The following is a 23,271-nucleotide window of genomic DNA, read 5'->3' as shown; positions in this document are numbered from 1 at the left end:
GTCACACCCGGGTGAGATCCCCGGCCGCTCTGTTACCGCACATGTCGTGGACATCACCACGGTCTCCGGGCGGTATGAGGAACCCGTACCCCGCGCGCAACATCGCGGACGCCGCCGTGAAACGGCCGGGGACGAACCTCGTCGGTATGACGACGACCGACACGCACTGCCCGTACTGCGCACTGCAGTGCGGCATGGGGCTGCGACGCCCTTCCCCCGGCGCCGGGCCCGGCGTGCCTCCCGTGGAGGTCGTCGAGCGGCCCGGCTTCCCCGTCAACCAGGGCGCGCTGTGCGGCAAGGGGCGAACCGCCGCGGCCGTCCTGGACCCGGCCGTGCGGCTGACGTCCCCGCTCGTCCGCGACCCGGCTACCGGCACGCTCGTCCCGGCGTCCTGGGACGAGGCCCTCGGGCGGGTCGCGGCCGGGCTGAAGGAGGCCGCCGCCCGTTACGGGCCCGAGGCCACCGGAGTCTTCGGCGGCGGCGGCCTGACCAACGAGAAGGCCTATCTGCTGGGCAAGTTCGCCCGTGTCGTGCTGCGCACCCCGCACATCGACTACAACGGACGGTTCTGCATGTCGTCGGCCGCCGCGGCCCACCGGGCGGCGTTCGGCGTCGACCGGGGGCTGCCCTTCCCGGTCGAGGACATCGCCACCGCCGGGTGCGTCATCCTGGTCGGCGCCAACCCCGCCGAGACCATGCCGCCCCTGCTGCGGTACTTCACCGCCCTGCGCCGCAACGGCGGCCACCTGATCGTCGTCGACCCGCGCCGCACCCGCACCGCCGAACAGGCCGACACCCACCTGCGCCCGGTCCCGGGCACCGACCTCGCGCTCGCCCTGGGACTGCTGCACCTGGCCATCGCCGACGGCCACCTGGACGAGGAGTTCATCGCCGGCCGCACCACCGGTTTCGAGCAGGCGCGGGCGGCGGCGATGGCGCACTGGCCCGAGCGGGTCGAACAGCTCACCGGCGTACCGGTGCCGCGGATGCGCGAGGCGGTCCGGAGGTTCGCCGAGGCCCCCACCGCGATGGTCCTCACCGCCCGGGGCGCCGAGCAGCACAGCAAGGGCACCGACACCGTCGGCGCGTGGATCAACCTGTGCCTGGCCACCGGCAAGGCCGGCCGGCCCGGCAGCGGCTACGGCTGCCTGACCGGGCAGGGCAACGGCCAGGGCGGCCGCGAACACGGCCAGAAGGCCGACCAGCTGCCCGGCTACCGCTCCCTCACCGACCCGGCCGACCGCGCCCATGTCGCGGGGGTGTGGGGTGTGGACCCCGCCACGCTGCCGGGCCCGGGGGTGAGCGCGTACGAGCTGCTGGACGGCCTCGGCACCCCCGGCGGTGTCAAGGCCCTGCTGGTGGCGGGCTCCAACCCGGTGGTCTCCGCGCCGCGCGCGGCCCACGTCACCGAACGCCTCGCGGCCCTGGACTTCCTCGCCGTCAGCGATGTCGTGCTCTCGGAGACCGCGGCACTGGCCGACGTGGTCCTGCCCGTGGCGCAGTGGGCCGAGGAGACCGGCACCACCACCAACCTGGAGGGCCGGGTCATCCTCCGCCAGGCCGCGCTCACCCCGCCCGACGGGGTCCGCACCGACCTCCAGGTGCTGCACGCACTCGCCGCGCACCTGGGCGTCCCCCAGGGCTTCCCCGAGGACCCGCAAGAGGCGTTCGAGGAGCTGCGCCGCGCCTCCGCGGGCGGCCCCGCCGACTACGCGGGCATCAGCTACCCCCGCATCCGGGCCGAGGACGGCGTCTTCTGGCCCTGCCCCCACCCCACCCACCCGGGCACCCCGCGGCTCTTCCTCGACCGGTTCGCCACGCCCGACGGCCGGGCCCGCTTCGCCGCCGTCTCGCACCGCCCGGCCGCCGAGGAACCCGACGCCCACTACCCGCTGCACCTGACCACCGGCCGGGTCACCGCCCAGTACCAGAGCGGGGCGCAGACCCGGCGCGTACCCGAACTCAACGCCGCCGCGCCCGGCCCCTTCGTCGAACTGCACCCCCGCCTCGCCACGCGCCTCGACGTCACCGAGGGGCAGCTGCTGGCCGTCACCAGCCGCCGCGGCCGGGCCCTGGCCCCCGCCCGGATCACCGACGCCATCCGCCCCGACACCGTCTTCATGCCGTTCCACTGGCCCGGCGCGGGCCGCGCCAACACCCTGACCAACCCCGCCCTCGACCCGGTCTCGAAAATGCCCGAATTCAAGGTATGCGCCGTCCGGGTGGAGAAGGCGAACACCGGAGAGCAGTCATGAGCCCCCACCGGATCGCGGTCATCGGCGCCGGCATGGCCGCCGCCCGCCTCGCCCGACAGCTCCAGGCCCACAGCGCCCCCGGCCACATCGAGCTGACGCTCTACGGCGCCGAACCCCACGCCCCCTACAACCGGACCCTGCTCACCGAGGTTCTCACCGGCCGCTACACCGCCACCGACCTCCCCTACGGCGAGGGCACCACGCTCCGGACCGGCACCGAGGTCGTCACCCTCGACGTGGACGCGCACAAGATCGTCCTCGCCGACGGTGAGCACGCCGCCTACGACACCCTGGTCCTGGCCACGGGCGCGAGCCCCGTGCTGCCACCCCTGCCGGGCTCGCGCACCCCGGACGGCGCTCTCCTCGGCGGTGTCCACCCGCTGCGCACGCGCACCGACTGCCGCCGGATCGCCGACGCCGCCGCCCGCGCCGAACGGGTCGTCGTCATCGGCGGGGGAGTGCTGGGCGTCAGCACGGCGAGGGCCCTCGCCACTCTCGGACCGCGCGTCGACCTCGTCCACCGCGGCCCGCATCTGATGGAGCGCCAGCTCGACGCCGAGTCGGCGGCGGCACTGCGCCGCCAGCTGACCGGCCTCGGTATCGCCACCCACCTCGGCGACCGGTCGCCCGCCCTGCACGGCACCGGCCACGTGAGCGCCGTCGCCCGCGCCGACGGCCCCCGCCTGGCCGCCGACCTCGTGGTCCTGGCCTGCGGGGTCCGCCCCCGCACCCGACTGGCCCGGGCCGCCGGGCTCGACGTGCGCCGGGGAATCGTCGTCGACGACCGCCTGGCGACCTCCGCCCCCGACACCTACGCCCTCGGCGACTGCGCCGAACACCGGGGTGTCGTCCACGGTCTGGCCGACCCCGCCTGGCGGCAGGCGGACACCCTGGCCGCCCTCCTCTCCGGCGCCGACCCGCACGCCCGCTACACCGGCGCCCGCCCCCTGACCCGGCTGACCGCGGGCCCCGTGCACCTGGCCGCCCTCGGTGACCCGGCCGCCGACCGGCACCGCGACCACGAGGTGCTGCGCCTCGCGGACGCCACCCGCGGCACCCACAAGAAGCTCGTCCGACGCGGCGACCGCCTGGCGGGCGCCGTCCTCCTCGGCGACCTCACCACCATCGGCGACCTGCTCGCCGTATGGCAGCACGACGAGGACCTCCCCGCCGACCCCCTGTACCTGATCCACGAAGGAGCACGCCCGTGACGCCACCGACCGACGCCACCGACAGCCGCAGCAGCCTCGTCCTGGTCGGGCACGGCATGGTCGGCCAACGCTTCCTGGAAGCGCTGTACGAGAACGAGGACGCCGACCGCCGGTGGCGCGTCACCGTACTGGCCGAGGAACCCCGCCCCGCCTACGACCGCGTGCACCTCACCGCCACCTTCACCGGCACCGGCGCGGAGGACCTGGCCCTCACCCCGCCCGGCTTCCTCGACTCCCACGGCATCGACCTGCGCCTGGGGGACCCCGCCACCGCCATCGACCGGGACCGGCGCACCGTCACCACCGCCTCCGGCGCCCGGATCGGCTACGACGCACTGGTCCTGGCCACCGGCTCGTACCCCTTCGTACCTCCCGTCCCCGGCCACGACGCCGACGGCTGCCACGTCTACCGCACCATCGAGGACGTCACCGCCATCCGCTCCCGCGCCGCGGGAGCGCGCACCGGCGTCGTCGTCGGCGGCGGACTCCTCGGCCTGGAGGCCGCCGGAGCCCTGCGCGCCCTGGGCCTGCACACCCACGTCGTCGAATTCGCCCCCCGCCTGATGGCCCTCCAGATCGACGACGCCGGCGGCGCGGCACTGCGCCGAAAGATCGAGGAGCTGGGGGTGTCCGTCCACACCGGAGCCGCCGCCGAACGGATCGACACCGACGCCGACGGCCGGGTCCGCGCACTGGCCCTCTCCGACGGCACCGTCCTCGACGCGGACCTCGTCGTCTTCTCCGCGGGCGTACGGGCCAGGGACCAGCTCGCCCGCGACTGCGGCCTGCCCGTCGGCGACCGCGGCGGCATCGTCGTCGACAGCGGCTGCCGCACCGCCGACCCCCGCGTCCACGCCATCGGCGAATGCGCCCAGGCCGCCGACGGGCGCGTCTACGGGCTGGTGGCCCCCGGCTACGCCATGGCGGAGACCGCCGCCCGCCGACTGGGCGGCGCCGAGCGCGACTTCACCGGCGCCGACACCTCCACCAAACTCAAACTCCTCGGCGTCGACGTCGCCAGCTTCGGCGACGCCCACGGCACCACCGAAGGCGCCCTCGACGTCGTCTACGCCGACAGCCGGGCCGGCGTCTACAAAAAACTCGTCATCGGCCCCGACGGCACCCTGCTCGGCGGCATCCTCGTCGGCGACGCCGACTCCTACGCCACCCTCCGGCCCCTCACCGGCAGCGGCACCCCCCTGCCCGTACCGCCCGAACAGCTCCTGCTGCCCACCTCGGCCGGCCCCTCGGGCGGCCCGGTGGGGGCCGCAGCCCTGCCCGACGACGCCGTCGTCTGCTCCTGTCACAACGTCAGCAAGGGCACGATCCGCACCGCGGTCGGACAAGGCGGCTGCGCCACCGTCGCCGCGGTCAAGAAGTGCACCAAGGCCGGCACCGGCTGCGGCAGCTGCGAGAAGATCCTCACCACCCTGGTCACCGACGAACTCGCCGCCACCGGCGGCGAGACGGCCCGGGGGCTGTGCGAGCACTTCACCCACACCCGCGCCGAACTGTACGAGATCATCCGGGTCAAGGGCATCACCACCTTCACCCGGCTCCTTACCGAACACGGCAGCGGCCAGGGCTGCGCCGTCTGCAAACCCACCGTCGCCTCCATCCTGGCCACCCTCGGGGACACCCCCTACATCCTCGACGGCGAACAGGCCGCCCTCCAGGACACCAACGACCACTTCCTCGCCAACCTCCAGCGCAACGGCTCCTACTCCGTCGTCCCCCGCGTCCCCGGCGGCGAGATCACCCCCGACGGGCTCATCGTCATCGGAGAGATCGCCCGCGACTTCGGCCTCTACACCAAGATCACCGGCGGACAGCGCATCGACATGTTCGGCGCGACCGTCGACCAGCTCCCCGCCGTCTGGCGCCGCCTGGTCGACGCCGGATTCGAGTCCGGCCACGCCTACGGCAAGGCCCTGCGCACCGTGAAGTCCTGCGTCGGGCACACCTGGTGCCGCTACGGCGTCCAGGACTCCGTCGCCCTCGCCATCGACCTCGAACTGCGCTACCGGGGCCTGCGCGCCCCGCACAAACTCAAGTCCGCCGTCTCCGGCTGCGCCCGCGAGTGTGCCGAGGCGCAGAGCAAGGACTTCGGCGTCATCGCCACCTCCACCGGCTGGAACCTCTACGTCGGCGGCAACGGCGGCATGACCCCCCGCCACGCCGACCTGCTGGTCCAGGACGTCGACCGCGCCACGCTCGTGCGCACCATCGACCGCTTCCTGATGTTCTACATCCGCACCGCCGACCGGCTCGAGCGCACCGCCCCCTGGATCGAGCGGCTCGACGGCGGCCTCGACCACCTGCGCGCCGTGATCATGGACGACTCCCTGGGCATCTGCGCCGAACTCGACGAGCTGATGGCACGTCATGTGGACACCTACCAGGACGAATGGGCCGCGACCCTGGACGACCCCGAACGCCTGCGCCGCTTCGCCTCCTTCGTCAACGCCCCCGGAACCCCCGACCCCGCCGTGCGCTTCGTCCCCGAACGCGCCCAGATCCGGCCCGCCCGCCCCGGCGACGTGGACGACACGGCCACGCCCCTCATCGCCGGCCCCGCCCTGAAGGTGCGTACCGCATGACCGACACCGCCCCCGCCCCCGCCGGCCCCGCCACCCTCGCCCCCGAACCCCCGCTCCGCGCGGACCCACCGGGGCACGCGGCAGGCCCCGCCCCCGCCCCGGACGCCCTCGTCGAGATCGGTGACGGCGACAGCTGGACGACCGTCTGCCGCTACGGCGACCTCACCCCCGGCCGGGGCGTCACCGCTCTCGTCGGCGGCGAACAGGTCGCCCTCTTCCGCGACGCCACCGGGGCGCTGTACGCGCTGGCCAACCTCGACCCCTTCAGCGGCGCGCACGTCATCTCCCGGGGGGTCACCGGCAGCCGCGCCGGCACCCCCGTGGTGATCTCACCCATGTACAAGCAGGAATTCGACCTGCGCACCGGCGTCTGCCTCGACGACGACGGTACCGACGACCGCGCCCCCGCCACCTTGCGCACCTGGCCCGTACGGACCACCGGACCGGCCACCCCACCACCACCGGCGCCGCCCGCCCGGCCGAGGGCCCGCACCCTCACCGAATGGCGTCCGGAGGACCCCGGCTTCTGGGAACGCACCGGCGCCCGCGTCGCCAGGCGCAATCTCTGGCTGTCCGTCCTCACCGAACACATCGGCTTCTCCATCTGGAGCATGTGGTCGGTCCTCGTGCTCTTCCTCGGCCCGGAGTACGGCATCGACGCCGCCGGGAAGTTCACCCTCACCGCCGTCCCCACAGCCGTCGGCGCGGCCCTGCGCCTGCCCTACACGGCCGCGGTCGGCCGCTTCGGCGGCCGGAACTGGACGGTCGTCAGCGCCCTGCTGCTCCTGGTCCCCACCGCGTTCGTCGCCGTCGTCCTCGAACCCGGCGTCTCCTACTCCACGCTGCTCGTCGCCGCGGCCGTGGCCGGTGTCGGCGGCGGCAACTTCGCCTCCTCCATGGCCAACATCAATGCCTTCTATCCTCAGCACCTCAAGGGCCGTGCCCTGGGCATCAACGCGGGCGGCGGCAATCTCGGAGTACCCGCCGTGCAGCTCGCCGGCCTGCTGATCCTCGTCACCGCCGGTGCCGCGCACCCGCGCCTGCTGCCCCTGATCTACCTCCCGCTGATCGCCCTGACCGCGGTCGTGGCCGCCTCGCGCATGGACAACGTGCCGGTCACACGGGAGGCCGGACACGCCCTGCGCGAGATCACCCGGGACCGTCACACCTGGGTGATGTCCCTGCTGTACCTCGGTACGTTCGGCTCGTTCATCGGCTTCAGCTTCGCCTTCGGGCTGGTCCTCCAGGCACAGTTCCACCAGCAGCTCGACACCCCCGTCAAGGTCGCCTGCCTGACGGTGCTGGGGCCGCTGCTCGGCTCGCTCGCCCGGCCCGTCGGCGGCACCCTGGCCGACCGCCACGGCGGCGCGCGGGTGACCCTGGCGGCCTTCGCGGCCATGGCCGTCGGCACCGTCCTCATCCTCACCGCCTCCCGGCTCCATCTCCCGGCGCTCTTCCTCGTCGCGTTCGCCGCGCTGTTCGTCCTCAGCGGCATCGGCAACGGCTCCACCTATCGCATGATCCCCGCCCTCCACCGGGCCAAGGCCCGCCACCGTGCCCCGGCCGTCGGCGCCGTCGGAGCCGAGGCCACCGCCCAGCGTCACGCCACCGCCCTGATCGGCCTCGCGGGCGCGATCGGCGCCTTCGGCGGGGTGCTGGTCAACGTCGCCTTCCGGCAGAGCTTCCACACCGCCCACAACGGCGACGCGGCGTACCTCGCCTTCCTCGCGTTCTACGTCGCCTGCTCGGCCCTGACCTGGACCGTGTACCTGCGCCCGTCCCCGCACCGGCTGAGCGGGGTCTGACCCGCCCCGGGCCCCGGGCACCCGATACGGCCCCGGCACCGGCCGCCGCGTCGAGGGCGGCGGCCGGTGCCGGCACGGCGGTCCGGGGCCCGCTACCGCCCGGCCGGTGCGGCCGCTTCGAGGTCGCCGACACCGCCGGACATGATGGTGCGCACATGCTCGGTGATGTGCTCGGCGGGCCAGTCCCACCACGCCACCGCCAGCAGCCGGGCGATGTCGGACGCGCCGAACCGGGTGCGGATGAGCCGGGCCGGGTTGCCGCCCACGATGCCGTAGTCGGGAACGTCGTCGACGACGACGGAGCCGGAGGCGACGATCGCGCCGTGCCCGATGCGGACGCCGGGCATCACCATCACGCCGTAGCCGAACCACACGTCGTTGCCGACCACGGTGTCCCCCCGGCCGGGCAGCCCGGACAACAGGTCGAAGTGCTCGGCCCAGGAGCCGCCCAGGACGGGGAAGGGGAACGTCGAGGGGCCGTCCATCCGGTGGTTGGCCCCGTTCATGATGAACCGCACCCCGGTGCCCAGCGCGCAGAACTTCCCGATGACGAGCTTCTCCGGCCCGTAGTGATAGAGCACATTGCGGCTCTCGAACGCGGTCGGCTCGTCAGGGTCGTCGTAGTAGGAGTACTCCCCGACGTCGATCAGCGCGGACGTCACCAGCGGCTTCAACTGCACGATGCGCGGCTGGTCGGGAAACGGGTGGAGCGCGGTGGGATCGGCGGGAACGCGGGGCACAGGCCATCACTCCAAATGGTTGCAGAGAGCACCCATCATGCCGTGCGCCGTCCCAGGGACGGCGGCGGCCGGTCTTCCGGCTGACGGGGGAGCGTCAACCCTGGTGGGAGACCACCTCGCGTTGCCGGTGATGTGCGGCTGTGTTGAAGTGGAGCCGACCGTAATGTCTCCTATGCGGCCGCGGCGGTGCACGGGCCGCGGGGCGAGGTCGGACCATGGACGACTATCTGCGCGCACCGGGACACCCCGGCGCCGTCCCGCACGGTGACGCCCCGGCGGGCCGCCGTGTCTGACGCCCCGGCCGACATCCGACGGCGGAAGATCACCGGCGCGAAGGTCTTCGCGAGCGACTACCGCCCGCGCGACCTCGCCGACCAGGGGTGGCCCGCCGACTGCGCCCACGCCCTGCTGCTGCGCAGCAGTCACGTCGACCGGCCCTACCTCGGTCTCGACCTCGGCCCGCTCCCCGCCGAGCTGCGGCCCGACACCCTCGTACGGGCCCAGGACCTCACCTCCCCGCCCTACCGCAACCAGATCTCCGCCGAGTCCGTCCAGGCCCTGCTCCCCGAAGGAGAGGTGGCCGACTACCTCGGGCAGCCCGTCGCCATCGCCGTCTACGGCGACTTCCCACGCTTCCGCCGGGCGGCCCGGGAACTGCGCGAGGACGCCGGCCCCCTGGTCTACGGGCCGCCCACGGCGACCGGCCCGGCGCCCACGCCGGCCCAGGAACTGGAGGAGTGGACCCACCTGCGGTTCACCGGTGCCCAGCGCCAGGCCCACTTCCTGCTCGACACCACGGTTCCCCAGGGCTATTCCCACTGGAACCGGGGGCGGATCAGCACCTACGACGGCACCTCCTTCCTCCGCGACGGCCAGCCCGACACCGAGGCGGACGAGCTGTTCACAGCCCTCGAAGCCGAACCGGCCGACCCCGCGGAGACCCAGCTCGTCACGACGACCTTCACCCAGCAGACCGACCCCGCGTTCCTGGAGCCCGAATCCGGACTCGGCTGGCTGGACCGTACGACCGGCACCCTGCACCTGCTCCTCGGCACCCAGTCCCCGCACGGCGACGTGCCCGATGTGCGCAGGCTCGTCGGCGCCGGCAACCCGTTGGTGAAAGCCGTCCGGTTGACCACGACCGACAGCGGCGGCGGCTTCGGCGGGCGGGACAAGTCACCCTTCACCTTCTACCTCGCGCTCGCCGCGGTCTTCTCCCCGGTGCCGGTCCGGCTGGCCTACGACCGGCGCGAACAATTCCAAGGCGGCCTCAAACGCCACGGATCCGCCGTCCGCAGCTGGGTCCGCACCGGCCCCGACGGACGACTGCGGGCCATGCGTTCCTTCATCGTCCTGCGGGGCGGCGTCGAGGCCAACCTCAACGGGGCCGTACTCGGACTGGCGGCCCTGCACGCCACCGGCCCCTACCGCGTCCCCCGCGCCTCCGTCCACGGCATCGTGCTCGAACGGCCCATCCCCGCCGTCGGATCGATGCGGGGATTCGGCATCCCCCAGGTCGCGTTCAACCTCGAAACCGCCCTCGACCGCCTCGCCGTGCTCCGCCTGGGCACGGACCCCATCGCCTTCCGGCTCGCGAACGTCCTGCGCCCCCGCACCGGCCCGGACCCCGACGAAGGCGACGTCGACCTCGCCGGAACACCGCTGCGGTTCCACGTCGCGACCGCCGAGATCTGCGCCGCCGCGCGGGAACACCCCTTGTGGCGCACCCGCAACGACCCCCGGCCGGCCGACGGCACCCTCTACGGCGTGGGCTTCGCCTGCTGCATGGAAGCCTTCGGCACCAGCCAGGACAGCGTCTACAGCGCCGTTCACCTCACCGACGACGGACGCGTGGAGGTCTGGGGGCAGAACGTCGACATGGGCCAGGGAGCCCGCCGCTCCCTGGAGCACGCCGCCCAAGAACTCCTCGGCGCGCCCGTGGACGTCCGCCTCGGCGTGGTCGGCCCCTTCGAGAAGTTCGAAAAACAGGTCGACGACCTGGGCAAACACCGCCCCGCGGGAATCAAGCTCGCCCACGGCGCCAGCAGTGCCTCCAAAACGGCGTTCTTCCACGTACACGTCCTGCGGGAGACCTGCCGCGCGCTGCTGCGGCTGCGGCTCGTCCCGGCGGCGCGCACGCTGCTGGGCATGCCCTCCCTCGCCGACGACGTGCTGCTGGCGGCCTGGCAGGACGGCGCCTTCCGCCTGCCCGGCCACCCTGCCGTCACCCTGCCCGCACTGGCCGCGGAACTCCGGCGCACCGGCCAGGCGGCCTACGCCATCGCCCACGGCTACTTCTGCAACGGCTGGTCCGGGGCCACGTTCCGCGTCGACGGCACCGAGCACGCGATGGACATCGACGCCCTCGGCTTCGCGCCCACCCCCGAAGAGCCGGTCGTCCTCCCGGAGTACGCCGGACCGCTGCGACCGCCCCCCGGCGAAGGGCCGGGGAAGGCGACGGTCCCCCGGTCCCTGTACGCGGCGGCCGGCCATCTCGTCGGCGTGCGCATCTCTCCCCGGCAGGGGACGATCCGGGTCGTCGACGCCGTCACCTTCCTCGACGCCGGCGACCCCCTGCTGCCGTCCGTGATCGAAGGACAGGTGGAAGGCGGACTCGCGATGGGCATCTCGCACACCCTCTACGAGGAACTGCCCCAGGAAGCGGGCACCGGCCCCTTCGTCAACTTCGACCGCTACCGGTTGCCGCGCTACGCCGACGTCAACGCGATCCGACGGGAGACGGTCCTCGTCCCGCTGCCTCCGGACGGTGTGCTGGCGGGCAACGGCCCCGTGCTGCGCCACAAGGGCATCGGCGAGGCCACCATGACGACCGTCAGCCCCGCCATCGCCAACGCGGTCGCGCACGCCCTCGGCCACACCGGTGACGGCTGCTGGCCCACGACCACCCCGATCCGGGTGGCCGACCTCCCCCTCCCCGCCGGACGGCCGTGATGCGCGAACCGGAGACCGAACTCGACCTCACCGTCAACGGCACCCGCCACACCGGACGGGACGTCCCGGGCGACATGTCGCTCGTGCACTTCCTGCACGAGGACCTGGGACTGACCGGCACCAAGATCGGCTGCTCGATCGGCGAGTGCCGCGCCTGTACCGTCGCCGTCCGCACCCGCCCCGGCGCCCCGCTGGTGACCCGGCAGTCCTGCATGACGAGCATGCGGCACGTGCGCGGCTGGGACGTCGTCACCGTCGAGGGGCTCGCGACGGGAGACACCCTGCACCCGGTCCAGGAGGCGTTCCTCGAACGGGACGCCTTCCAATGCGGCTACTGCGCACCGGGGTTCGCGATCGCGGGGCACGTCGCCGTGGAACACGCCGGGGAGGAGAGCGACGAACAGGGCGTGGAAGGGCTCGTCGACGCCGTGCTCGGTCCGCACGTATGCCGGTGCACCGGCTACCACCGGTACCGGGAGGCGGTCGTCGCCGTCGCGACGGCCGCCACGGACGAGCACCGGGCCCAACCGGCCCCCACGCGGGAGACCGGCCCGCCCGCCCGTACGACACCGGCCCGGGCGGCGACGGCCCGTCTGTCGGCCGGGGAAGCCGACGCGCTCGGGTACACCCCGCTCTTCGACGACCCGACGCTCGAGCTGGTCCGGCTGCTGCGCGACGGTGCCGAGATCGAACACTCCCTGCTCGTCCAGTACCTGTACGCCGCCTTCTCGGTCAAAGTTCCCCGCTACGCCCATCTGGCGGGCTGGCCCAGCCACCGCTACGGCGGCCGGCCGCTGCATCTGATGGGGGTGGCGATCGAGGAGATGACACACCTCGACATCGTCAACGGCCTTCTCGTGGCACTGGGTTCGGCCCCCCACCTCGGGCGGCAGCAGTTCCCGTACGAGAAGGACATCTATCCCTTCGACTTCGCGCTGGAGCCGCTGAGCCTCCAGACCCTCGCGAAATACGTCTACGTGGAGGCCTCACCGGACGCGGTCGACCCGGACCGGCCGCACACGCCCGAGGACCGTGCCTTCATCGAGAAGCTCTACGAGGTGCTCGGCGCGGGCAGACGGGCGCGGCCACGCCCCAACCAGGTCGGCAGCCTGTACCGCAAGGTCGCCAGAGTGCTCGCACTGCTGGAGAAGCGCGAACCCGACCGCCTGGACTACCCCGCCTGGCAGGCCCGGCTCGACGTGCTCCGCGAGGAGGGCGAGAGCGAGCACTTCGACCTGTTCCGCGCGCTGTTCGAAGGGACCCACCCGGCTCTGCTGGGCGCACGGGAGGTGTGGGATCCCACCAGCCCGGACCACCCGGTGATCCCCCTCCACCACGCCACCGGTCTCCCCCCGTCCGGTGAGCCCGTCCGCGACGAGACCGTACCGGCCCTGCGTCATCTGGCGAATCTGCACTACTGGGCCGTCTGCATGCTCCTGGACCAGTCCTACCGGCGCGGCGGGCAGTTCCACAGCGCGGCCCGCCGCCATATGACCGGCCCCCTGAGAAGCCTCGGCACCGCCCTCGCCCACCTCGGCGAGGGCGTGCCGTTCGACGCGTTCGTCGCGGGCTACGCGCCCGGACGGGACGAGCGGGAGAACCTTCTGCTGAGCCGGAGCATGGTGAGCCAGACGGCCATCGCCCAGGAGCGCTACGCACGGCATCTGCCGCCCGACTACGCGCACACCTGTGCCTGGGAGACCCTCTGGGAGCTGTCCCTCGTGGAATGAGGGGGGAAAGAAGGGGGAGCGAAGGGGGAACGAGGAGAGGCGCGCACAATGGTCCGATGACGAAATTGATCACACCGGATGTGCGGGTGCACGCGTCGTTCGTCGACGCCATGGACGAGTTCGCGGCGGAGGGCCGGGGAGGCCCGGACGACAACTCGATGGTCGGCAGGGCTCTGCGCGCGTACGGCACCCGGTGGCGTGACCCCCATGTCTTCGCGGACTACGTGGCGGCGGTCCGCGCGGACGCCCTCGCGGACACCCCCCGCCCCGAAGGCCACGTGCCGTGCACCACCTTGTGGTACACCGCCGGGGACACCTACCTGGGCCGTCTGGGTATCCGCCCGTTCCTGACCCCGCCGCTGCTGGAATGGGCCGGCCACATCGGCTACGACATACGGCCCTCCGCGCGCCGCCGCGGGCACGCCACGGCGATGCTGCGCGCCGCGCTCCCGGTCGCCCGTGACCTCGGCATCGACCGGGCACTGATCACCTGCGATCCGGACAACGTCGCTTCCCGCAAGGTGATCGAGGCCTGCGGCGGGGTCTATGAGGACCAGCGACGGCAAAAGCTGCGCTTCTGGGTCCCCACGTCCGGCGAGTAAGGACGCGGGGCGGGGGAGGGGAGGGGCGCCAGCGGTCCCACGCGGCACCGAGCCCGTGCTCGTGGTAGCGCGTGCGCATTCTCGGTCGGACGACAAAAGAGGAATACCCCGGACGTATTGACGGCCGGGGTATTCCTCTGCGTATATTGGAGAATTCCATGCCCAGACAGAATCGCGGCATGGAGAAGCGTTATGAAGCCATGCTATCCGGGTGGGAGCGAAATTGTCAAACGAGAATTGGGCACAGGAGCAGGAATTCATCGAACTGCTCCACGACCGCCTCGCCGAACTGCGAGCCGATGCCGAGGCGTCGGTGCGGCACGCCCTGGCTCCGACGGGCAACGGACTTCAGGCGCGCCTCGAACGTGATGTGCTGGTCGCCGAGCGGTCCGGGCTCCTCGCGGCCTTCGACGCCGGGGAGAACGGACTCTGCTTCGGCCGGCTGGTGTTCCGGGACGGACGCGACCACCACATCGGCCGCATCGGCATCCGGCGCGACGACGAGGACCGCACACCGCTCGTCGTCGACTGGCGGGCGGAGGTCGCCCGCCCCTTCTACCTCGCCACCGCGCACACCCCCATGGGCCTGCGCCGCAGGCGCCACCTGACCACCGAGGGGCCCCGGGTCACCGCCCTGCACGACGAGATCCTGGACCTCGCCGACACCCTGCGCACCGGCCATGAGGGAACCGACGCGGACGCCGTCCTGCTCGCCGCGCTGGACGCCTCCCGCACCGGCCGGATGCACGACATCGTGCAGACCATCCAGGCCGAGCAGGACCGCATCATCCGCGCCCCGCACCACGGCGTCCTCGTCGTGGAAGGCGGCCCCGGCACCGGGAAGACCGTCGTGGCCCTGCACCGCGCCGCCTTTCTCCTCTACGCCCACCGCGAGCAACTGGCCCGCCGTGCCGTACTGATCGTCGGGCCCAACCCCGCGTTCCTCGGCTACATCTCGGAGGTGCTGCCCTCACTCGGCGAGACCGGCGTCCTGCTCGCCACGCCCGGCGAGCTCTTCCCCGGCGTCAAGGCCACCGGGACCGACACCCCCCGGGCCGCCGCCGTCAAGGGCGGCGCCGCCATGGCCGACGCGCTGGCACGATTCGTGCGGGACCACCAGATGCTGCCCGACCCCGTGACCGTGATCGAGCACGAGGACGGCGAACTGCTGCTGGACGCCGAGATCGCCCGCGAGGCCCGGCGCCGGGCGCGCGAGACCAGGCTGCCGCACAACCTCGCCCGCCCGTACTTCGCGTTCCGGGTCATCGACGCGCTGACCGCGCAACTGGCCGACCGGATCGGCGCCGACCCCTACGGCGGGCCGAACTTCCTCGGCCCCGACGACCTCGCCCAGCTCGGCAAGGCCGTCGCCACCAGCCCCGGCGTACGCTCCGCCATCGAGGAGCTGTGGCCCGTCCTCACCCCCGAGCGCGTGGTCGCCGACTTCCTCAGCGACCCCGTGCACCTCCCGGAAGCCGACGCGCGGGCCATCCGCCGCACCGGAGGCGACTGGACCCCCGCCGACGTCCCGCTGCTCGACGAGGCCGCCGAACTGCTCGGCGAGGACGACGCGGCGGCCCGCGCGGCCGCCGAGGCCGAGCGCCAGGAGCGGATCGCCTACGCCCAGGGCGTCCTCGACCTCAGCTACGGCTCCCGCACCCAGGAGTTCGAGGACCGCGACGACGAGGAATCGGAGGTGCTGGCCGCGCACGACCTGGTCGACGCGGAACGGCTCGCCGACCGGCACGAGGAGGCCGACCACCGCAGTGCCGCCGAACGCGCCGCCGCCGACCGCACCTGGGCCTTCGGTCACATCATCGTGGACGAGGCGCAGGAGCTGTCCGCGATGGCGTGGCGGCTGCTGATGCGCCGTTGCCCGACCCGCTCGATGACCCTGGTCGGCGACCCGGCGCAAACCGCCGAACCGGGCGGTTGCGGCGCGTGGGAGCCGATCCTCGCGCCGTACGTCGGCGACCGCTGGGAACACATCAGGCTGGGGGTGAACTACCGTACGCCCACCGAGATCATGGAGGTCGCCGCCGATGTGATCCGGTCCGTGGACCCCGCCTTCGAACCCCCGCGCTCGATCCGCTCCACCGGCGTACGGCCCTGGGCGCGGCACACCGAGGACCTGCCCGGCGCGGTCGCCGAGGCCGTCGCGCGGGGAACGGGCGAGGAAGGCCGCCTGGCGGTGATCGCCCCGCGCGGCCACCACCCCGCCCTGGCCGCGGCCCTCCCGGCCGCTTCCACCGGCCCCTCCCCGGATCTGACCAGCCCCGTCGTGCTGCTCGACCCGAGGCAGGCCAAGGGCCTGGAATTCGACACGGTGATCGTGGTGGAACCGGGGGAGTTCGGGGTGAGCGACCTGTACGTCGCGCTCACCCGGGCGACGCAGCGCCTCGGCGTGCTCCACACGGCGGCGCTGCCCGCGGGACTCCGGCGGCTGCGGGCCCCGGCCGACACGGTGCCCGGCCGGTGGCCGCTCGGCCGGTGACCCGGGTCTGGGATTCGTCGTCAGCCGGACGGACCTGAGCCGTCCGGGTCCGGCGATCCCGCCGTTGTCGGTCAGCGAAGCGATGCGGGCCGGGCGACGAAGCGGGCGAGTTCCTCGGCAGCGTCGCGGGGCAGGGCGGCCACTGCTGCCTCCGGCAAGGCCGCGACCACGGCGTGCAGCCGCGTCTTGAGGTCCGGAAACGGGGCCCAGGCCGAAGCGGGGGCGTTCACGGCGGCAAGCAACAGGTCCCCCTCGTAGAAGCAGGCGTCAAGCAGCGGCTCCTCAAGCAGCGAGAACACCGCGAGCGGAAGAACGTACGGCAGTGCCACCTGTTGCGAGACGAGAGTGCGCAGATCCGCCGGACCGAGTTCGCCCAACGGAACCTGCCGCAACTCATGCACCTCGCGTACCAAACGGGTCGCGTCAGAAGCAGGAGGCGCCCAGTGAGGGGGGTCCAGCTCATCGAGCGTGCGGTCGAGGTGCGGCAGATGGTCCATGAGGTTCATTGTCGCCGGAACAGCGACTCACGCGGAGCGCGGGGCGGGCGGCCGGCCCCATGGCGCCTCCAGTGCCGTGCGCAGGGCATCGGCATTCTCCCGGCCGATCCGCTCGGCGAGCCGCTCTTCCAGCCGTTCGAGGATGAGGCCGGCCTCGTGGTGGGCCCGTTCCCCTTCCGCGGTACGCCGGATCAGCCGCTGCCGGGCCGAGGCGGGGTCGGGGGTCTGTTCGAGCAGTCCGGCGGCGACCAGGCCGTGCACGGCCTGGTGCGCGGTCTGACGGGTGACGCCCATGCGCCGTGCGAGCTCCGAGATGGTGGTGCCCTGGTCGTCCAGCGCGGCGAAGAGCTGTACCTGTGTCGGGGACACAGGTGTCGCTCCGCCCGCTTCCAGGGCTGCCAGCAGCCCTTCTTCGAACCAGCGCCGGGCGTCGCCGAGCAGCTGGGGGAGATTGCGGCGGGTGGATTGCATCTGTTCCTCACGAGGACGGAAAGCGGGACCGGGTCACCTTCACGGCTTGCCTGCCCGAACCCTTTCATGTCAGGCTACCTGACAATTCGAACGGGGCAGATCCGAGGAGAAGAAGACATGACCATCGAGTACGCCACCCGCTACCGGCGGGCCTCACGCATACCCGCGGAACCGGGCAAGCCCTACTTCATCGAGAAGGGCGAAGGGGACCGCGCCCACCTGTTCGGCGACCTGATCACCATCTACGCCGGTGGCGAGCAGACCGAGAACACCTTCAATTTCTTCACCGTCGAAGGCCCCAAGGGCGACATCATCCCGGCCCACCTGCACACCGACACCCACGAGGTCTTCTACATCACCGCCGGCGCCGTCCGGCTGTTCGTCGAGGACACCGAGGGTGAGCAGCAGGAGAAGCTGCTCACCCCGGGCGACTTCGGCTTCGTGCCCAAGAACTGCCGGCACGCCTACCGCATGGAGCGCCACCACAGCCAGGTCGTGGGCGTCGCCGCCGGGCCCGGCGGCACCTTCGAGCGGTTCTTCGAGAACTTCGGCGCGCCCGCCGAGCAGCTCGGTCTGCCCGCCGAGCCGGTCATCCCGGAACCGCACAAGTTCGCCGGGGTTCCCGAGCAGTACGACGTGCGCTTCCTGCCCGACCACCAGTGGCGGACCCGGTGACGGCGGCCGGGCCCCGGTCCGGGAACTGATCGCCGCGGCCCGCGCCCCCGCACGCACGCGGCCGGCACCCCCGCCGGACGGGCCGGCTCGGGCTGGGCTCAGCCAGAACCAGCCCCCGGGGAAGATGAGGACGCACCCGGCACGGGCACCCGCCGCGGGCGGCAAGCAGGCCCGTGGCCGAAGGGCCGCCGGCCAGGCCTACGGCTTTGCCGAGTCCATTCCCGGACGGGCCTGCCGCCACAGCCCCCGGGTGAAGTCGGGGATGGCCTGCGGCGCGCCCTGTGCCTTGATCGAGGCATGGCTGAGCGGCACCGGAGCGGTCCAGGTGGCCCCGTCGTACACGTCGAAGTCGGGTACCAGGCCCAGCCGCATGCACTGCATCAACCGGAAGACCATGATGTAGTCCATGCCGCCGTGCCCGCCGGGCGGATTGGCGTGCTCCTTCCACAGCCAGTGGTCCCACTTCTCGTACCGCTTGAAGTCGCCCCACTCTTCGTCGGACATGTCCGGCTCCAGATAGATCCGCTCCGGGTAGTCCTCGAAGACGCCCTTGGTGCCGCCCAGCACGTTCAGACGGCTGTAGGGATGCGGATTGGACACCGCGTGCTCCAGCCGGATGACGCGGCCCTTCGCCGTCTGGACGAGACTGATCGACATATCGCTCTGGACGTAGCTCTCCTTCCAGCTCGGGTCGCCCGGCGGCATGTGCCGCGCGCGATAGGCGGCCAGACCCAGGGCGGGGGAGCCGAACGTGGTGATGCGCACCGCGCGGTCCCCGCGGTTGACGTCCATGTAGTTGGCGACCGGCCCGAATCCGTGGTTGGGGTAGACGTCGCCCTTGAGCCGGGTGTGCCAGAGCCGCCGCCACGGGCCCTCGTAGTACGTCGGCGAGAACATCAGGCCGCGCAGATCGTGGATGTAGGCGCCCGCGCCGTGCAGGAGGTCGCCGAAGAGGCCCGCGTGGGCCATGCGCAGGACCCGCATCTCGTTCCTGCCGTAACAGCAGTTCTCCATCTGTATGCAGTGCCGGCGGGTGCGCTCCGAAAGGTCCACCAACGTCCACAGCTGGTCGAGTTCCATGGCGAGCGGACACTCGACGCCGACGTGCTTGCCGTTGCGCAGCGCGGCCTCGGCCATGGGGAAGTGCCATTCCCAGGGCGTCGCGACGTAGACGAAGTCCAGATCGCCGCGCGCGCAGAGCTGCTCGTAGTCGTCGTCGCCCTTGGTGTAGAGCGCCGGCGCCGGCCGGCCCGCGGCCGTGACCTTGGCGGCGACCTTCTCCGCCTTCGCTCTGACCGGATCGCACACCGCGTTGACCTGGACCCCGGGCACGGCGAGGAACAGGTCGGTCATCGCGTCGCCGCGATTGCCCAGGCCGATGATTCCGACCCGGACGGTGCCGCGCCGCTCGAACGGCGTACCGATCATGGTCTTGCCCTGACGGGCCGGCCAGGCCGGCTCGTCAGGGGCGTGCGGGGCGGCCGCGGCGCTCGTCGCGCCGAGACCACCGAGCCCCACCCCGAGTCCGGCGCCGGCGGCGCCCGCGGACCTCAGCACGGTGCGACGGCTGACCTCGGGGTCCTCACGGTGGTGCTGCTGCGGGGCTGGCTCGTGCATCGGTCCTCCCGGGAGCTGATGATGAGCTGCACGTGCGTGAACGTCGGTAAGGACCTTGACGGTTGAGGCGGACGCAGCGCAAGAGGCCCTGGGGGCCGGAGCGGGCGAGAGCCCCGCCGCCGGTGCCGGCCGCGAGGGCGCCGCCGGACACCCGGGGGCCCCGTCACCGAGACGGCCATAGCCCGATTGGTTCGAATCCGGCCGCCATCGGCTTCATCGGGTCCGCGACCGGTGATGTGTTGTACCGGGGATCATCGAAGGAAGGGTCTCTATGCGCAGTCAACTGTTCAGACGCGGCGTGCGGACGGCGGCCGTCGCCGCACTCGCCTTCGCCACCACCGTGGGCGGAGCGAGCGGCGCCACCGCGCAGCGGCACGGTACGTCCCCGGTCGACGTCACCGTCAACGCCTCCGGCATCAAGGCACCGCACCACCACCGGAGCGGCCGGGTCGCCTTCCGGGTCTCGACCGACGCCAAGGACGGCCGTCAGCTCCAGGTCGTCCGCCCGCACCACGGCGTCCACATCCACCGGGTGCTCCGGGACCTGGCCGACGCGGTCAGCGACACCCCGTCCAAGGCCGCGGCCGGAATGCGGGCGTTCGAGGCCGAGGCCGAGGCGCTGGGCGGAGCCTTCGTCACCCGGAAGGTCCACGAGGAATTCATCACGTCGATCCCGGCCGGCACGGTCTACCTGCTCGACTTCACGGCGTTCCTGGCCCACCCCACGAAGCCGGTGATGACGTCCCTCGAACTGCACGGCAGGCACGGCGGGCACCACAGGGACCTGACGAGGTCGCCGCACGCCACCGTGACCTTCCGTGACACCGCCGCGGGACCGCGTTTCCGGACCGAGGGACTGCACTCCGTCCACAAGCCCATCCTGTTCCGCAACCCCTCGTCCGAGATCCACGAGGCGCAGATCCAGCGGGTCGTCGCGGGTACCACCGACCGCACGCTCGGGAAGTACTTCGCCGCGATGGCGAAGGGCAAGCAGCCGAAGTCACCGTTCACCGGTCTGCCGGTGGGCTTCGGCGGTATCTCGCCCGGTCACACGGCACTGCTGCACCTGCACGGCCTGAAGCCCGGGACCTACGCGCTGACCTGCTTCGTCCCCGACGAGGACAGCGGTCGGCCGCATGCCTTCATGGGGATGTACAAGATCGTTCATCTTCGCTGAGCGGGTGCCGCCGACAGAGGTCATCGGGAGTGCCCCGCGCACTCCCGATGACCTCTTCTCATGCCGCGGCCTTCTCGAACTCGCTGGTGAAGGTGGCGCAGAAGGCCTCCAGGTCACCGGGCTTGCGGCTGGTGACGAGCGTATTGGGGCCGCCCTGGCAGACCTTGACCTGCTCGTCGACCCAGGTGCCGCCCGCGTTGCGGATGTCGGTGCGCAGGCTGGGCCACGACGTGAGCGTCCGGCCCCGCAGGACATCGGCCTCGACCAGGGTCCAGGGGGCGTGGCAGATGGCCGCCACGGGCTTGCCCGCGTCGAAGAACGCCTTCGTGAACGCCACGGCCCGCTCGTCCATCCGCAGGGCGTCGGGGTTGGCGACGCCTCCGGGCAGGACCAGCGCGTCGTAGTCGTCGACGCCGGTGTGGTCCAGGTCCGCGTCCACGGCGAAGGTGTCGCCCTTGTCCAGATGGTGGAACGCCTGGATCCGGCCGGATTCGGTGGACACCAGCCGAGGGGTGCCGCCGGCGTCGAGTACCGCCTGCCAGGGGTCGGTGAGCTCGATCTGCTCGACACCTTCCGGTGCCACCAGGAACGCGATCCGCAGGGTGCTCATCATGGGTCCTTTCGTCGTTCGGAAATCGGTGAGGGCGGGTGACGAGGGGGAGTGGCGAGGGCACGCGGCTACGCCCCACGCCGGTACGGGTGACCGGCGGGCGGCCGGGGAAAACCTTCGTCCGACCGGAATCCCCTCGAACGGACACGCGCGGGCTACTCCTCCGGCTTGTGGCGGTGCAAAGCCCAGCCGGGCAGCCCGAACCAGCACAGCACCAGCCAGGCGACCACCCCCGCCACCAGGTAGGGCACCGCCGCGTTGTGCAGCGCGATCCGCAGGATCAGCAGCAGCGCCGAGGTGACGGTGGCCAGGAGCAGCACGACTCCGATCATGGTCAGCCGGCCGGCCCAGACGACGGTCTGCGGCTTCATCCGGCGCCCGCTCACGATCCGGTGGAAGGAGACCGGGCTGACCAGGGCACCGGTGGTGGCCGCGCCCAGGACGACCGTGACGACGTAGATGACGTGATCGGTGTCGTCCAGGGTGGCGAAGCGCGGGGTGAAGACCACGGTCAGCAGGAACCCGAAGAGGATCTGCACACCCGTCTGTGTGACGCGGACCTCCTGGAGCAGTTCGTTCCAGCGCCGGTCCGCCCGTTCCTCGGGTGACTCGTCGCGCCCGCGGTGTCCTTCCCCGCCGGGCCCGGTGACACCGCCCCGCCCTCCGGTCGTCGTCATGCGGTTCCTTCCTTCCTGCTCCCTCGCGGCGGTCCTGTCACCGCGACGCGATGCCCGGCGCTCTCCTCAGCTTGCGCCGGACCCGCCCGTGGGGCGGACCCGGCGCGGGCGTGAGCGGGGAGCGCGATGGTGTGCGCAGTCCGCTCCCGCCGGTCCGCCGCCCCGGTGTGCCCGGGCGCGCGGACGGAGGCCGTCATCCGGTCGGCTGCCCGCTGATCGGCTTCGTTACGCCGTTCGATATCCCCATGTCAGGGCGGGTCCGCGGCCGGAGCGGGGCAGGGTGTGCCGAAGCCTCCCGCCCGTCCGCCGATGCCCTCGTCGAACCGCGCGAGATTTCCCGTCATGACGCGCGCGACAAGGGGAACAAGGAAACCGAACACGTCAGGCCGAGTGCGGTTGCGGACCTCGTGGGCCGCCCACAGGGTGGGTTGCGAAGGCAGCCGCCTTCCGACAGAGAAGGAGACCGGACGATGAGCAAGGCAAAGGGCAAGGCCAAGCAGGTCAAGGGAAAGCTCAAGGAGTCGGCCGGCCGCGCCATGGACGACAAGCGGATGGAAGCCGAGGGCAGCGCCGAGAAGGTGCAAGGCAAGGCCCACGAGACCGTGTCGGACGCCAAGAAGAAGCTCGGGCACTGACACCGCCGGATTCGGCGACCGATACCGGACCGGTACGGACACGGTAAGGACCGGAGAACATGCCTCAAGGATCAAGTCCGAAGCGTGAACGGCAGTACGAGCACATCAAGGAGAGCGCCGAGGACCGCGGCGAGAGCACGAAACGGGCCAAGGAGATCGCCGCCCGCACCGTGAACAAGGAACGCGCGCGCTCCGGTGAGTCCCGCACCGCGAGCAAGAGTTCCACCCAGGACATGTCCTCCTCCAAGCGGGGCGGACAGCGTTCCCACAGCGGCGCCCAGGGGCCGACCTACGATCAGCTCTACGCCGAGGCGCAACGCCGCGACATCCATGGCCGCTCGTCGATGAACAAGGCAGAACTCAAGCGTTCCCTGGGACGCTGAGGAGCCACGGGCCACACGTCACCGCGGCCGTTCCTTTGGGGAACGGCCGCGGTGACGTGTGGCCGCCGCCTCGCGCGCCGGCACGCGTGTCCGTGGGTTCGGGGGGGGGGGGGGTGGGGAGAGTCTAAACGAACCCCACC

At 72.3% G+C, this 23,271-nt stretch carries 18 protein-coding genes; 12 read left to right on the top strand and 6 right to left on the bottom strand.

The window, feature by feature from the left end; genetic code table 11:
* Nucleotides 1–146: 146 nt before the first annotated feature.
* From ACZ6MA_RS06025 to nirD, 4 genes are read left to right on the top strand one after another with little or no spacing between them, the layout of a single operon-like run.
* The gene (locus ACZ6MA_RS06025) at nucleotides 147–2,255 is read left to right on the top strand and encodes a molybdopterin oxidoreductase family protein (RefSeq protein WP_469431445.1); all 2,109 of its coding nucleotides are present in this window, start codon (nucleotides 147–149) and stop codon (nucleotides 2,253–2,255) included.
* Entirely contained in the window at nucleotides 2,252–3,466 is a 1,215-nt protein-coding gene (locus ACZ6MA_RS06020; protein ID WP_469431443.1) for an NAD(P)/FAD-dependent oxidoreductase, read from the top strand. Before ACZ6MA_RS06025 ends, ACZ6MA_RS06020 begins: the two co-directional genes overlap by 4 nt.
* Nucleotides 3,463–6,066 carry a nitrite reductase large subunit NirB gene (gene nirB / locus ACZ6MA_RS06015; protein WP_469431442.1) on the top strand — a complete coding sequence of 868 codons (2,604 nt, stop codon included), beginning with the start codon at nucleotides 3,463–3,465 and terminating at the stop codon, nucleotides 6,064–6,066. The genes ACZ6MA_RS06020 and nirB overlap by 4 nt, the downstream gene beginning before the upstream one ends.
* Nucleotides 6,063–7,871: a nitrite reductase small subunit NirD gene (gene nirD, locus ACZ6MA_RS06010; protein ID WP_469431441.1), complete on the top strand. Its 1,809-nt coding sequence runs from the start codon at nucleotides 6,063–6,065 to the stop codon at nucleotides 7,869–7,871. Before nirB ends, nirD begins: the two co-directional genes overlap by 4 nt.
* A gap of 92 nt (nucleotides 7,872–7,963) precedes the next feature.
* Here nirD and ACZ6MA_RS06005 read toward each other — a convergent pair whose 3' ends face one another.
* The gene (locus tag ACZ6MA_RS06005; protein ID WP_469431439.1) at nucleotides 7,964–8,611 is read right to left on the bottom strand and encodes a CatB-related O-acetyltransferase; all 648 of its coding nucleotides are present in this window, start codon (nucleotides 8,609–8,611) and stop codon (nucleotides 7,964–7,966) included.
* Between the two features lie 285 nt (nucleotides 8,612–8,896).
* Here ACZ6MA_RS06005 and ACZ6MA_RS06000 point away from each other — a divergent pair, with 285 nt between their 5' ends.
* The 4 genes from ACZ6MA_RS06000 to ACZ6MA_RS05985 all read left to right on the top strand — a co-directional run bounded on the left by ACZ6MA_RS06000 (nucleotide 8,897) and on the right by ACZ6MA_RS05985 (nucleotide 16,389).
* Nucleotides 8,897–11,563 carry a xanthine dehydrogenase family protein molybdopterin-binding subunit gene (locus tag ACZ6MA_RS06000; RefSeq protein ID WP_469431437.1) on the top strand — a complete coding sequence of 889 codons (2,667 nt, stop codon included), beginning with the start codon at nucleotides 8,897–8,899 and terminating at the stop codon, nucleotides 11,561–11,563.
* Nucleotides 11,563–13,293, top strand: coding sequence for a 2Fe-2S iron-sulfur cluster-binding protein (locus ACZ6MA_RS05995; protein WP_469431436.1), 1,731 nt, complete (start codon nucleotides 11,563–11,565; stop codon nucleotides 13,291–13,293). Before ACZ6MA_RS06000 ends, ACZ6MA_RS05995 begins: the two co-directional genes overlap by 1 nt.
* A 56-nt stretch (nucleotides 13,294–13,349) precedes the next feature.
* Nucleotides 13,350–13,895, top strand: coding sequence for a GNAT family N-acetyltransferase (locus ACZ6MA_RS05990; protein WP_469431435.1), 546 nt, complete (start codon nucleotides 13,350–13,352; stop codon nucleotides 13,893–13,895).
* 223 nt (nucleotides 13,896–14,118) lie between these two features.
* The gene (locus ACZ6MA_RS05985; RefSeq protein ID WP_469431434.1) at nucleotides 14,119–16,389 is read left to right on the top strand and encodes a HelD family protein; all 2,271 of its coding nucleotides are present in this window, start codon (nucleotides 14,119–14,121) and stop codon (nucleotides 16,387–16,389) included.
* A 71-nt stretch (nucleotides 16,390–16,460) separates the two neighbouring features.
* Here the strand turns inward: ACZ6MA_RS05985 and ACZ6MA_RS05980 are convergent, their stop codons facing one another.
* Entirely contained in the window at nucleotides 16,461–16,886 is a 426-nt protein-coding gene (locus tag ACZ6MA_RS05980; protein ID WP_469431433.1) for a contact-dependent growth inhibition system immunity protein, read from the bottom strand.
* 27 nt (nucleotides 16,887–16,913) lie between these two features.
* Nucleotides 16,914–17,357 (bottom strand): MarR family winged helix-turn-helix transcriptional regulator, encoded by a 444-nt coding sequence (locus ACZ6MA_RS05975; protein WP_469431431.1) that lies wholly within the window; start codon nucleotides 17,355–17,357, stop codon nucleotides 16,914–16,916.
* A 117-nt stretch (nucleotides 17,358–17,474) separates the two neighbouring features.
* Between ACZ6MA_RS05975 and ACZ6MA_RS05970 the strand changes: the two genes are divergently transcribed.
* The gene (locus ACZ6MA_RS05970) at nucleotides 17,475–18,032 is read left to right on the top strand and encodes a quercetin 2,3-dioxygenase (RefSeq protein WP_469431430.1); all 558 of its coding nucleotides are present in this window, start codon (nucleotides 17,475–17,477) and stop codon (nucleotides 18,030–18,032) included.
* Nucleotides 18,033–18,230: 198 nt separating this feature from the next.
* Here ACZ6MA_RS05970 and ACZ6MA_RS05965 read toward each other — a convergent pair whose 3' ends face one another.
* Entirely contained in the window at nucleotides 18,231–19,649 is a 1,419-nt protein-coding gene (locus ACZ6MA_RS05965; RefSeq protein WP_469431428.1) for a Gfo/Idh/MocA family protein, read from the bottom strand.
* A gap of 271 nt (nucleotides 19,650–19,920) precedes the next feature.
* Here ACZ6MA_RS05965 and ACZ6MA_RS05960 point away from each other — a divergent pair, with 271 nt between their 5' ends.
* On the top strand, nucleotides 19,921–20,826 hold the full coding sequence (locus tag ACZ6MA_RS05960; RefSeq protein WP_469431427.1) for a hypothetical protein: 906 nt from the start codon (nucleotides 19,921–19,923) through the stop codon (nucleotides 20,824–20,826).
* Nucleotides 20,827–20,884: 58 nt separating this feature from the next.
* Here the strand turns inward: ACZ6MA_RS05960 and ACZ6MA_RS05955 are convergent, their stop codons facing one another.
* The gene (locus ACZ6MA_RS05955) at nucleotides 20,885–21,427 is read right to left on the bottom strand and encodes a type 1 glutamine amidotransferase domain-containing protein (protein ID WP_469432255.1); all 543 of its coding nucleotides are present in this window, start codon (nucleotides 21,425–21,427) and stop codon (nucleotides 20,885–20,887) included.
* Nucleotides 21,428–21,591: 164 nt separating this feature from the next.
* Entirely contained in the window at nucleotides 21,592–22,113 is a 522-nt protein-coding gene (locus tag ACZ6MA_RS05950; RefSeq protein WP_469431426.1) for a DUF6328 family protein, read from the bottom strand.
* A 470-nt stretch (nucleotides 22,114–22,583) separates the two neighbouring features.
* Between ACZ6MA_RS05950 and ACZ6MA_RS05945 the strand changes: the two genes are divergently transcribed.
* Entirely contained in the window at nucleotides 22,584–22,748 is a 165-nt protein-coding gene (locus ACZ6MA_RS05945; protein ID WP_469431425.1) for a CsbD family protein, read from the top strand.
* A gap of 59 nt (nucleotides 22,749–22,807) precedes the next feature.
* Entirely contained in the window at nucleotides 22,808–23,131 is a 324-nt protein-coding gene (locus ACZ6MA_RS05940; RefSeq protein ID WP_469431423.1) for a plasmid stabilization protein, read from the top strand.
* Nucleotides 23,132–23,271: the final 140 nt, after the last annotated feature.

The organism is Streptomyces sp. NPDC042259 (genome assembly GCF_055582085.1).
The sequence above is the reverse complement of the archived record's forward strand: the minus strand, read 5'-3'. Positions and strand labels throughout refer to the sequence as shown.